Below are 12,592 nucleotides of genomic sequence, written 5' to 3'. Positions count from 1 at the left end.
TAACAAGTATGCGTCATCCCGGCATGCTTTTAGCCGGGATCTCGTTTTTGTTACGGTAGAGCGAGGCCTGAATAAAATACTTTCAGGACGACGATGTAGGGGCCAGTGACCACAAATCGTCATTCCGGCATGCTTTTAGCCGGGATCTCGTTTTTGTTACAGTAGAGCGAGGTCCTGAATAAAATACTTTCAGGACGACGATGTGATGAATAGGATCAAAAAATAATGGAGTCAGTAGTGACACAGCAGTTTGACATTATCATTAATGGCGGCGGAATGGCCGGAGCAACCCTAGCCTGTGGACTAAACCACATTTTAGGACCGAATCACTCACTCAATATAGCAATTATTGAAGCGTCAACTGACGACTCCACTCACCCAGGCTTTGATGCCCGGGTTATCGCATTATCTTACGGCTCTCGTCAAATCCTCGAACAACTCAACTTATGGTCAGGCTTTCGCGACATATCGACGCCGATATCTAATATCTCAGTTACCGACCGTGGCCACTTTGCGCAAACGACAATCAAGCCGCACGATTATCAAGTCGCTGATTTAGGTTATGTCGTTGAACTGGTTGATAGTGGCCGTTTACTTCACCAGAAATTAACGAGCGATAATGTCACCTGGTTCAGACCAAATAGCGTGGTTGCGTTAGAGCAAACCGACGAACAAGTAACTGTCACTCTAGCTGATTCACAACAACTATCAGCTAAGTTGCTGGTGGCTGCTGATGGTGGGTTTTCAAAAGTTGGTCAGCTGCTAAATATCACTAAGCAGCAAACAGAGTTCAACCAATCGGCGATTATTGCCAATATCACTACCTCAAAAGCCCATCAAGGTTGGGCGTATGAACGCTTTACCGAGCAAGGTCCTCTGGCGTTATTACCTATGTCGCAAGGGCGCAGCTCATTAGTGTGGTCGATGCATTCTGAACATATCGACAGGCTAATGGCTCTGCCCGATGCTGAGTTTTTAGCCCAACTACAACAAGCCTTTGGTTATCGCTTAGGTACTTTTGAACAAACGGGAAAACGTGTGTCATACCCGCTTATTCAAAGCTTAGCGACACAAACCACACATCACCGCTGTGTTTTTATTGGTAATGCAGCACAAGCACTACACCCAATTGCAGGTCAGGGCTTTAATTTAGGTTTGCGTGACGTTGCAGGGCTAATTAGTCAGATAGCTCAAGCCGTTATCAAGCAACAAGATATTGGCCAATTTAGTGTCTTAGATGCTTATCAAAAACAGCGAAGTGATGATCGTAATCAAACTGTACTGGCAACGAGTGGGCTAGTCTCTATTTTTTCCAACGACTATTGGGCGATGGCGATGGGGCGCAATATTGGCTTGCAGCTGAGTAGTTGTTTTAACTCACTAAAGCAGCCTGTAGCTCATCAAATGCTTGGCTGGTCTCATGATTTATCGCCATTACGTCCAATCGCTAATAATTAATTAGGAAAGTTATGAATATTCAATCGTTTGATCTAGCAATTATTGGTGGCGGTATGGTCGGTTTGGCGCTTGCAAATGCACTGGCTGATAGTGACCTGTCTATTGCGGTGATTGAAGGCCGAACACCCGATTTAAGCCTGCCTGTAGACCATGAGATTAGGGTCAGTGCGTTAAGTCAAGCGAGTAAGAATTTACTTTCGCGTTTAGGCGCTTGGGCTCACATAGAACAATCTCGACACCAACCTTACCAAGGAATGCAGGTGTGGGATCAAGACAGTTTTGGTAAAATCGCCTTTGATGCTAGTCAACTAAAAACTGGTGCAGTTACTGATGGCTCGTTAGGGGCAATCGTTGAAAACTCTATTATTCAAGCCGCTCTGTGGCAGCAAGCCGAACAAGCAAGCAATATCACTTTATTTCACCCATTTCATTGCCAAAGTGTTGCGATGGGCGATAAAGAATCGTGGCTAAATCTTACAGGTTCGGGTGAAGAAAATAAGTCCGTCACTCAGGCAATAACGACTAAATTAGTTGTTGGTGCTGATGGCGCAAATTCATGGTTACGTTCACAAGCTGATATCCCGCTCACGAGTTGGGATTATGGTCACCATGCACTCGTTGCGACTATTGAAACTGACTTACCACACGACGCTATTGCACGGCAGGCGTTTTTGCCGCAAGGACCGTTAGCGTTTTTGCCGCTTGATAACCAAGGTAATGGTCAAAACTTGTGCTCAATTGTGTGGTCACTGCCTCCAGAACAAGCGGCTGAGCTTAAAGCTTGTGATGAGGTCGAGTTCAACCGCCGTCTCACCACGGCAATCGATAACCGCTTAGGCTATTGTCAGGTGGTGTCACCACGCGGTGTATTCCCATTGAAAATGCGCTATGCCCGCAGTTTTGCCAAAGAACGTATTGCCCTTATTGGTGATGCTGCACATACCATTCACCCTCTGGCTGGGTTAGGGGTTAACTTAGGGTTCTTAGATGCAGCCTCTTTAGCGCAAACTATTTTAGACAATCACCAACAAGGCAAAGACATTGGCGAATTAGCCAACTTACGCAGCTTTGAGCGCTGGCGTAAATCAGAAGCGATGCAAATGATTGCAGCGATGGAAAGTTTTAAGCAGCTCTTTGCTGGTGCTAACCCGGTGAAGAAATTGGTGCGAGATTTAGGTTTGGTTGCCGTAGATAAAGTGCCGCCAGTCAAAGAAATGTTTATCCGTCATGCGATGGGATTAACCGATGATTTACCTGAACTGTCTAAACCGCTGATAGAAAGTTAAATTCCTATACAGCGAGGTCCTGAATAACCCACTTTCAGGACGACGGTGGCGGGTCATCCCGGCAGTACCAAATGTGTCATCCCGGCAGTCTTTTACCCGTGATCTCGTTGTTGGCAGTAAAGCGAGGTCCTGAATAATCCACTTCAGGACGACGTTGATTAGTCGCCTCGGCAGTACCAAAATGTGTCATCCCGGCAGTCTTTTAGCCGGGATCTCGTTGTTGGTAGCAAAGTGAGGTCCTGAATGAAACCCTTTAAGTGGAGGGTATACAATATAATATTTTTCTTGCTTATTTTTTTGACTAAGGTCAAGATCAATAATTCTCCTCGGTGGCTATACTTACTTTATAAAGCAGTATTGTGCGAATTTAAGGAGTGCACATTTAAAAAATAAAGGGGCGGGGAGCAATTAATGACTATACAGCTAGATATCTCTGAATTAGCTATCGGAATGTATGTTGTCGATATTGCCGAGCAAACCGGTAACTTTAAACTGGCCAAGCCCGGCTGGGTTAAAGATGAATCCACCATCGAATACTTCAAAAATAAAAACATTCAATCATTAATCGTCGATCCAGCTAAACAAAGAGTTCATACCAACATCTCCCCAGAGCAAGCAACTCCTTTCATGCAAGATGTGGCCAAAGCATCGCAACTGTTTAATGAATCGAAAGCAGTGCAACAACGTCTGCTCGATGATGCTAAGCATGGCGTGCCCATTGATGTTGGTTCGGTTGAGTCAATTACTAGTGACTCCATCGAAACGATCTTTGAAAACCCCAATGCATTGGCCTGTGTGCTTAATATTCGCCAAAAAGATCAATACTTGTTAGAACACTCAGTTTCGGTATCGATCTTGTTATCGATGTTTGCTAAGCACCTTGGCGAAGATAAAGAAACCATCAAAGAATTAGCCATCGGTGCCTTTATGCATGACCTTGGCAAAATCATGATCCCTGATGAAATCCTTAATAAACCCGGTAAGCTAACCAACGAAGAGTTTGAAATCATGAAAAGTCATGCTAATCACTCTATCGAGATTATTAAGAAAACACCGGGCATTTCGCCGCTGAGCCTTGAGGTTGCGGCGTTACACCATGAAAAGGTTAATGGGCAGGGTTACCCAAATGGCATTGGTGGTGATGACATATCACGTTATGGCCGAATGATCTCAATCTGTGATATTTATGACGCCCTCACGGCTAATCGTTGTTATAAAGAAGGCTTCTCACAAGTAAAAGCTTTTAGTATTTTACGTAATTTGGCAGAAGAAAATCACTTGGATAATGACTTAGTGGTTTCGTTTATTAAATGCATGGGGGTTTACCCTGTGGGATCAATTGTGAAGTTAGACTCAGAACATTTAGCGATTGTCGAGCAAAGCAATGAGTCTGACTCTGTAAGGCCACGAGTTAAGCTATTTTATGACATTAAGCAAAAGTCTTTTGAGGTATCTAAAAACATTGACCTGTCTGTTGCAGATAATGAACAAATTGTAAAATGTGTCAGAGCCGATGATTTTGACTTAAATATGAAACAAATCTTCGAACATTTAGAAAAAGAAGGCTAAAACAATAAACAGAATAAGAGACTAAAAAGCATGTATAAATTGAATCATTTTTTAAATGTTTAATAGAATCAATAGCCTTTAGTCTTATTATAAATTCCCCAATTAGAAACATAAGTTTCCTAAATTCCCTAAATGTGAAAAATCAGAAATTTTTTTTGTAACCTGACTCACAAAAAAGCTATAATCTCGCCACTAAAATCTACATCCCGGTGAAATTATCACCAACATGGGTTGTAGCACTATATTTAAAGCTTGAGGATCTCTAATGGCTGCACAAACTGTTTTATTTGATAAGCACATCGAAGCTGGCGCTAAGATGGTTGATTTCCACGGTTGGGATATGCCAATCAACTATGGTTCGCAAATCGAAGAGCATCATGCCGTACGTCAAGACGCGGGTATGTTTGATGTATCACACATGACTGTGGTTGATATTAAAGGTAGCCAAGCGAAAGCGTTCCTACAAAAATTATTAGCAAACGACGTAGCAAAGCTTACTGTTGAAGGTAAAGCAATGTACGGCGGCATGCTAAACGAAGCGGGTGGTGTGATTGATGATTTAATCACGTACTACATGACTGACGATTACTACCGTTTAGTGGTTAACTCAGCGACTCGCGTAAAAGACATGGCGTGGATCAACAAGCAATCAGCTGGTTTTGATGTAACAGTTACTGAGTTACCAGAACTTGCAATGATCGCGGTTCAAGGCCCTAACGCTAAAGAAAAAGCGGCTAAAGTATTTAACGCTGAACAAAATGCATTATTAGAAGGCATCAAGCCATTCTTCGCAGTAGCGTCTGGCGATTTATTTATCGCAACAACAGGCTATACTGGTGAAGACGGTTACGAAATCATCGTTCACAACGACCAAGCAGCTGATTTATGGCAGCAACTGTTAGATGTGGATGTTCGCCCATGTGGTTTAGGCGCACGTGACACGCTACGTTTAGAAGCGGGTATGAACCTTTACGGTTTAGATATGGATGAAGAAGTTTCTCCATTAGCGGCGAACATGGCGTGGACTGTTGCTTGGGAACCAAGTGAGCGTGACTTTATTGGTCGTTCTGCTTTAGTTGAGCAAAAAGCTTCTGGTAAACTACACAAGCAAGTTGGCTTAATCCTAGAAGCGAAAGGCGTATTACGTCACGGTCAAAAAGTTGTATTTACTGATAGCGAAGGTGCTGAACAAGAAGGTATCATTACCTCTGGCACATTCTCGCCGACGTTGGGTCACAGTGTAGCAATCGCTCGTGTGCCTCGTTCAATTGGTGAAGTAGCCCAAGTTGAAATGCGTAAGAAGTTTGTAGACGTGAAAGTAGTTAAGCCGGGTTTCGTCCGTAACGGCAAGAAAACTTTCTAATTCGTTGCCCACCTGATGTGGGCAAGTTAAAAATTAAATTATGATGGCGCATTGCGTCAGTTAAAAAGATAAAGGATAAACTCATGAGCAATATCCCTGCTGAATTAAAATATGCTAACTCACACGAATGGGTTCGTGACGAAGGTAACGGAATCTTCACTGTTGGTATCACTGAGCACGCACAAGGTCTTTTAGGTGACATGGTTTTTGTTGATTTACCAGATGTTGGCGACACGTTCGACGCAGGTGAAGATGCAGCCGTAGCTGAATCTGTAAAAGCGGCTTCAGACATCTACGCACCAATCACTGGTGAAGTTGTTGAAATCAACGAAGAGCTAGAAGATTCTCCAGAGCTAGTTAACTCTGACGCGTTCAACGACGGTTGGATGTTTAAAATTAAAGCGGATGACGCTTCTGAGCTAGAAAACCTTCTAGACGCTGAAGGTTATCAAGCGGTTGTTGACGAAGAATAATCTTCGTTAATACACCAAGCCCCTGATGCGTAGGCAAAAGGGGCTTTATTGTTTTTTGCTTAGTCTAAATTTTTAGCTAGCACACTTACTTAATTCTATACGCTGAACTTGGCTTGTTGCCATCAGCCCTTATTTTGAGAAGAGAGTCATCATGACCCGTGTACCTTCGTTAACCGAATTAGAGAATAAACAAGAATTTCTTGCCCGTCATATTGGCCCAGATGCTGAGCAGCAACAACAAATGTTGTCTGCAATTGGCGCAGAGTCTTTAGAAGACATGACGCAAAAAATCGTTCCTGAATCGATTTTATTAAAACAAGGGCTAAATGTAGCCGACAGCCGCACTGAAGTTGAAGCATTAGCTCACTTACGTTCATTAGCGGATCAAAACCAAGTATTAAAAACATACATCGGTATGGGTTACAGCAACACACACGTGCCAAGTGTAATTTTACGCAACGTATTAGAAAATCCAGGCTGGTACACGGCATACACGCCATACCAACCAGAGATCGCGCAAGGTCGTTTAGAAGCAATTCTTAACTTCCAACAGCTAACTATCGACCTAACTGGTTTAGATCTAGCAAGCTCGTCATTACTTGACGAAGCGACTGCTGGCGCAGAAGCGATGGGTTTAGCTAAGCGTGTTTCTAAAAACAAAAAATCAAACTTATTCTTTGTTAGTGACGGCGTTCACCCACAAACCATCGACGTAGTTAAAACTCGTGCGGTAGGTTTTGGTCTTGAAGTGATTGTTGGCCCAGCCTCTGACGCGGTAAACCACGACGTATTCGGCGCGATGCTTAGCTACCCAGCATCAAACGGTCAAGTAGATGACATCGAGCAATTAATCGCAGATCTTCAAGCGAAGAAAGCGGTTGTGACTGTCGCGGCTGACTTAATGTCACTAACAGTACTTAAATCACCAGGTGAAATGGGCGCAGACGTTGTCTTTGGTAACAGCCAACGCTTTGGTGTTCCAATGGGCTTTGGTGGTCCTCACGCAGCATTCTTTGCAACACGTGACAAGCATAAGCGTTCTATGCCGGGTCGTATTATCGGTGTATCTAAAGATACGCGCGGTAAGCCGGCTCTTCGTATGGCAATGCAAACGCGTGAGCAACACATCCGCCGCGAAAAAGCTAACTCAAACATCTGTACTGCACAGGTATTACTAGCGAACATGGCGTCGTTCTACGCGGTTTATCACGGTCCTAAAGGCCTGAAAAACATCGCAACACGCATCAATCGTTTAACGACTATCTTAGCAACGGGCTTACAAGCCAAAGGTGCTGAGCTAGCAAACGACACATGGTTTGATACGATCACGCTTAACGTTGGCGAAGACAAAGACGCTATCTTAGCAAACGGCGTTGAAGCGGGTGTTAACTTCCGTCGTGACCTAGCGGGTCAAATCGGTATCGCACTTGATGAAACAACCACACGTGAAGACGTAGCGCAATTATTCGATATCATCTTAGGTACTGATCACGGCTTAGACGTTGCAACGCTTGATAGTGAAGTCGCTGGTTTCTCTTACGCTGATAACCTAGAGCGTACTTCAGAGTATTTAACGCACGAAGTGTTCAACAGCTACCACAGCGAAACTGAAATGATGCGTTACATCCGTCGTTTAGAAGGTAAAGATTTAGCATTGAACCACTCAATGATTTCTTTAGGTTCTTGTACGATGAAGCTAAACGCAGCAAGCGAAATGCTGCCAGTTAGCTGGAACGAATTCTCAAACATGCACCCATTCTGTCCACAAGACCAAGCGAAAGGTTATGTGGCAATGATTGAAGAGCTAGAAGCATGGTTAGTGAACATCACTGGTTACGATGCAATTTGTACGCAGCCTAACTCAGGTGCACAAGGTGAATACGCTGGTTTATTAGCGATTCAAAAATACCACGAGAGCCGTGGTGACGCGCACCGTAACGTTTGTTTAATCCCATCATCAGCGCACGGTACTAACCCTGCGTCTGCACAAATGATTGGCATGAAAGTTGTGGTTACAGCGTGTGACAGCGAAGGTAACGTTGATATGGACGACCTACGCGCTAAAGCTGAAGAATTATCAGACAGCTTATCGTGTATCATGATCACTTACCCATCGACTCACGGTGTATACGAAGAGACGATTGGTGAGATTTGTGACATCATCCATCAGCACGGCGGTCAGGTTTACCTAGACGGCGCGAACATGAATGCACAGGTTGGCTTAACGTCGCCGGGTAGCATTGGTGCTGACGTTTCTCACCTTAACTTACATAAAACATTCGCTATTCCACACGGTGGCGGTGGTCCAGGTATGGGTCCTATCGGTGTTAAAGCACACCTTGCACCGTTTGTGGCTAACCACAGTGTTATCGATCTTAAAGGTCCTGAGTCTGGCAACGGCGCAGTATCAGCAGCGCAATACGGCAGCGCAAGCATCTTACCGATTTCATACATGTACATCGCGATGTTAGGTAACGAAGGCTTACGTCAATCAACGCAAATGGCTATCTTAAACGCGAACTACTTAAAAGCGCGTCTAAGCGAGCACTTCCCAATTCTTTACACGGGTCGTGGCGGTTACGTAGCACACGAATGTATCGTTGATTTACGCCCACTTAAAGAGTCGTCTGGCGTGACAGAAATGGACGTTGCAAAACGTTTAAATGATTATGGTTTCCATGCTCCAACCATGTCATTCCCAGTAGCTGGCACATTAATGATTGAGCCGACTGAGTCTGAGTCTAAAGTTGAAATCGACCGTTTAGCCGATGCCCTAATCGCTATCCGCGCTGAGATTGCTAAAGTAGAATCAGGCGAGTGGAACGAAACAGACAATCCGCTACACAACGCACCACACACCATGGACGACATCATGGATCCTACATGGAACCGTGCTTACGACCGTGAACTGGCTGTGTTCCCAACCCAAGAAGTACGCAACAACAAATTCTGGCCTACAGTAAACCGTATCGATGACGTATACGGCGACCGTAACCTACATTGTTCATGTGTACCGACTGAGGACTATGTTTAGTTGGGTGTTGATCTGGTAACTGATAATAAAGTTTGTGACTATTTTAATAAAGGTTGTGACCGAAATAGAGATTGTGACTAACTAAACTATCAAAATAGACTAAATAAAAAAGCGAACCGGTTGGTTCGCTTTTTTTATGCAATATGAATATGGTGAATAGAATTACTTGAGATATTAATCGGATTTGTCATTTCGTTATTATCACATATTTAGTTATGTTCTATACCACCATCATTTTATTGTAATGCTCTTCAAAATCAGTCCTGATGAATACATCTTTAAATTTGTTAATAAATCTATCCGAGTCGATCTCCCCTAAATCATTTATATTTACAGAGTCAGAATGTGATTCTCTGTTAATAAACCTAAAGAAAGGGGAAAATTCAGCATCTGCTTCTTCAAGTGCATCTAGTGCTGCTTTGAGCGCATCTGTTTTATGTACAAAAGAAAAATAATATTCGAGTATATTTCTCATTATGTTAGGTAAAACAATGTTATTAGTACTGCCATTTTGAGCGTCTTTTATAATCTGCCAGTATGACTGGTAATCGTTTTTTATATCACTTCTTCCCATAGGAACAATGCTACTATTAGTATTTTTAAGAACTCTAAACAAATTACATTTATTATCAAATTTATCATTACCTGCATTGTCTTTCCCTTTAGGCAAATACTTTAACATTTCATGCAGATAATAAAGGCTGTGAGTAAGTAATATGACTTGTGCATATTGGTAGCCTCGAATAAGCTTTTTATGCGTAAGAGCCCCGATCTCATAAATATAATTATGAGATAAGCTTGATATAGGGTCATCAACGACAATAATCTTCTTATTCTTTGGGGTTGAGGAATCACTGTCTACGCTTCCTTGGCATAGCTCTAAAAAGTAGAGGTAAGTAATGAGTGTTTTTTCACCTTCACTAAGCGATTTATAGACATCATTCCCGCACGAAGAAAGACCACGGCAAAGGTAATAATGGTTATTTTCACCTGGCTGTTGTTTGATCTCAAAGCCTTCTAAACCTATCGATTTAATTTGATTATTTATACTAATGACCGATGTTTCAATATTGGTGATTTTTTTACGGTTTTCAGCAATAATTTCGTTTTGAGCTTGTATCGCTGAAGTAAGGTCGCGTTCTTCTGTTTTAGTCTTTTTAATATCTGTGTCTATTGATTCAATTAGAGTATTGTGAGCTTTAATTTCAGCATCGTATTTTATACGAACCAAAGACCAGAATTTATTTTTAATAGCAGCGAGAGACTCTTTTTTCTTACTTAATTTAGCGTTAAAAGCTTTTCTAGAAATGTTTTTATCACTTATTACATCGTTAATAGCCAGTACTAAATCAGCCGTAGCTTCCAGGTTAACTTTAATGCTTGGGTCAGCTAATTTTTGATTCAGTTTTGTAAGGTTTGTTTGCAATACATTCGATAGTTTTTCTTTTGCTAGGTCAAATTTAGTATCATTAAGAGCTGTATAGTGAGTGGCTGTTAACGTATCGTTAAAGTTATCTATAACTTGTTTATATCCGCTTTGTAAGGCCCTTAATTCATCCTTTTTTTCTTCATACGAAACGTCGAAAAGGTTGTTAATATTTTCAACTAATTCATTATCAATTGCCTGTTGGCAAAACGGACATTTGCTTTCAGCATCATCGAGGTAAATACGTCCATTATCTACCCAAGTTGAGTTTTGAAGTTTATCGACTAACTCAGCTAAATAACTATCACTAGAGCCTACAATTACTTCACTTAAAATAGTATTTGATTCGCTCGAAGCTAGGTTTAGAACAACGGTCGGAATCATACTTTTTGGTACAGCGCTTTTATTATTTAGTTCTTTAGATTCTGTAGCTAAACTTTCAAACGTGTAGTCAGGTTTTTCTATTAGGGCTGTTTTTAGAAGCTCATCATAAAACGAAGCTGCTGAGCCTTTAAAGCCAACTAAGCAGTGATCTAAATCTTTTTTGTCATGCTCTTTTTTAATTTCAAAGCATTTGTTTTTAATTGCTTTAACTTGGGTATTTTTTTTCTCTTTATGTTGAGTGTTAATAGTTTGCTTTTGAACTCTCCGTTCTTCTAGTTCTTTTATCTTTAATTCTGCTGTGCTTATAGCTTGCTCAGCCGCAACGTTAGTCTCACCTAAAGTAAATACACCCTCGAAGCTATCTTGCGAGAAGTTTTTTTCAACGAAATCAGTATTGTAAACTAAGGTCTCATAGTCTTGTGAATTAGGTAACACATAGCTGCAATTACTATAGTTAATACGTGTTGTATCCTGAAGGTATCTTGCTACTGTGGATTTCCCCGTGCCGTTATGGCCATAAAACAGCACTATTTTCTTATTTGTATTGAGTGATACAGGGGTAGGGTTTTGAAAACTTGCCACTCCTTGTATAGAAATTGATTCAATCATATATTTCTTCCGTGATTAGGGGGGAATGCCTATGAGCAACTATTAAGAGTTGAACTTTATCATGCTAGAAACATTCAACCGTATTATTCTGAGTTTAATTTATAGATGAAAATATTAGAGTATTAACATATCAAAAAGATAGTCCTATTTAGTAATAGGGTGTTTTCCCTCAAAGAATTAACTGATATTTACCATTTTTATATTAATCTAAAAAAATAAATTGATTTTGGGATAGAACATTTTGGAATAGGTACTCTGTTGATATAACTAATATGAATATCTTGAAGGTTTTTTATTAAATGCCATTATAGATACTTATTAGTATGCTAAATCAGCCTGTTTTTTCATTTTCATATCTATCAATTACTTATCCATTTCTGTTTTGGTTTTGAATTTCTAATATTTAACATCTAATGACATTTTAGCCAATACTGTATAATAAAGTCTAATTATATCATACTGTTACGTGCTTTTGCAGTCTTCCGTGTATAGATTGTTTTTGCTACATTTCGCCTTTTTGAAAAGGTGGAAAAATGAGCAAGTTAAAAAGAAGAACTGAGGTAACAGTAAACAAAGAAACTGTTAAAAAATTGAATAAATGGAAGAAGGATCTTCTTGAAAAATACCGACCTTATCTCACCGTGCGAGATGTAAATCAAATTGGTCGACGTCATTGGTTATTTTGTCCTATTCAAAAGCGGCATGTACACCTGTTATCAGACGGTGAATACCGAACCTATAAGAAGATCCTTTCATCTAAAAGTGTTGTAAAAATTGAAGAGCAGTATGCTCTTGATATTGATGAGACGCTTGATATTGCTATAGCTTTAAATGCAATTCACCCACGTGATTGGGAAACGAATTTAGGTTATGTAATGACAACCGACTTTGTTGTTACATATATGAATAAAAGGTAAGCGGTCAATTAACCCCACCTACCAATGTTAATGGGCTTTTAGAATAATAACCTCACTATTTATCCACTTGAGA

General features: G+C 41.1%; 8 protein-coding genes. 7 read left to right on the top strand and 1 reads right to left on the bottom strand.

Annotation, left to right across the window (positions count from 1 at the left end):
- The first annotated feature begins 237 nt into the window (after nt 1-237).
- From ubiH to gcvP, 6 genes are all read left to right on the top strand, one after another.
- On the top strand, nt 238-1,458 hold the full coding sequence (ubiH, locus tag Q8W26_RS17265) for a 2-octaprenyl-6-methoxyphenyl hydroxylase (RefSeq protein ID WP_305473839.1): 1,221 nt from the start codon (nt 238-240) through the stop codon (nt 1,456-1,458).
- 11 nt (nt 1,459-1,469) lie between these two features.
- Complete coding sequence (locus Q8W26_RS17260) at nt 1,470-2,744, top strand: FAD-dependent monooxygenase (protein ID WP_101213997.1); 1,275 nt, start codon at nt 1,470-1,472, stop codon at nt 2,742-2,744.
- A gap of 411 nt (nt 2,745-3,155) precedes the next feature.
- Nucleotides 3,156-4,313 carry an HD-GYP domain-containing protein gene (locus tag Q8W26_RS17255; RefSeq protein ID WP_101213998.1) on the top strand — a complete coding sequence of 386 codons (1,158 nt, stop codon included), beginning with the start codon at nt 3,156-3,158 and terminating at the stop codon, nt 4,311-4,313.
- A 265-nt stretch (nt 4,314-4,578) separates the two neighbouring features.
- Entirely contained in the window at nt 4,579-5,676 is a 1,098-nt protein-coding gene (gene gcvT, locus Q8W26_RS17250; protein WP_101213999.1) for a glycine cleavage system aminomethyltransferase GcvT, read from the top strand.
- An 83-nt stretch (nt 5,677-5,759) separates the two neighbouring features.
- A complete protein-coding gene (gcvH, locus tag Q8W26_RS17245; protein ID WP_101214000.1) occupies nt 5,760-6,149 on the top strand; it encodes a glycine cleavage system protein GcvH in 390 nt (129 codons plus the stop codon).
- A gap of 151 nt (nt 6,150-6,300) precedes the next feature.
- Nucleotides 6,301-9,183 carry an aminomethyl-transferring glycine dehydrogenase gene (gene gcvP / locus Q8W26_RS17240; RefSeq protein ID WP_101214001.1) on the top strand — a complete coding sequence of 961 codons (2,883 nt, stop codon included), beginning with the start codon at nt 6,301-6,303 and terminating at the stop codon, nt 9,181-9,183.
- 220 nt (nt 9,184-9,403) lie between these two features.
- Here gcvP and Q8W26_RS17235 read toward each other — a convergent pair whose 3' ends face one another.
- Nucleotides 9,404-11,602 (bottom strand): AAA family ATPase, encoded by a 2,199-nt coding sequence (locus Q8W26_RS17235; protein ID WP_101214002.1) that lies wholly within the window; start codon nt 11,600-11,602, stop codon nt 9,404-9,406.
- 533 nt (nt 11,603-12,135) lie between these two features.
- On the opposite strand from Q8W26_RS17235, the gene Q8W26_RS17230 reads away from it, so the two are divergent.
- On the top strand, nt 12,136-12,519 hold the full coding sequence (locus Q8W26_RS17230) for a TnsA endonuclease N-terminal domain-containing protein (RefSeq protein ID WP_101214003.1): 384 nt from the start codon (nt 12,136-12,138) through the stop codon (nt 12,517-12,519).
- Nucleotides 12,520-12,592 lie beyond the last annotated feature (73 nt).

This window comes from Psychrobium sp. 1_MG-2023 (assembly GCF_030689115.1).
GTDB lineage: Bacteria > Pseudomonadota > Gammaproteobacteria > Enterobacterales > Psychrobiaceae > Psychrobium.
Note: the sequence above shows the minus strand (reverse complement) of the source record. Positions and strands in the feature narration are given on the sequence as shown.

Coding starts and splice junctions, on each gene's coding strand:
- Q8W26_RS17230 (WP_101214003.1), top strand. CDS start 12,136: ATGAGCAAGTTAAAAAGAAGAACTGAGGTAACAGTAAACAAAGAAACT.
- gcvH (WP_101214000.1), top strand. CDS start 5,760: ATGAGCAATATCCCTGCTGAATTAAAATATGCTAACTCACACGAATGG.
- gcvT (WP_101213999.1), top strand. CDS start 4,579: ATGGCTGCACAAACTGTTTTATTTGATAAGCACATCGAAGCTGGCGCT.
- gcvP (WP_101214001.1), top strand. CDS start 6,301: ATGACCCGTGTACCTTCGTTAACCGAATTAGAGAATAAACAAGAATTT.
- Q8W26_RS17255 (WP_101213998.1), top strand. CDS start 3,156: ATGACTATACAGCTAGATATCTCTGAATTAGCTATCGGAATGTATGTT.
- Q8W26_RS17235 (WP_101214002.1), bottom strand. CDS start 11,602: ATGATTGAATCAATTTCTATACAAGGAGTGGCAAGTTTTCAAAACCCT.
- Q8W26_RS17260 (WP_101213997.1), top strand. CDS start 1,470: ATGAATATTCAATCGTTTGATCTAGCAATTATTGGTGGCGGTATGGTC.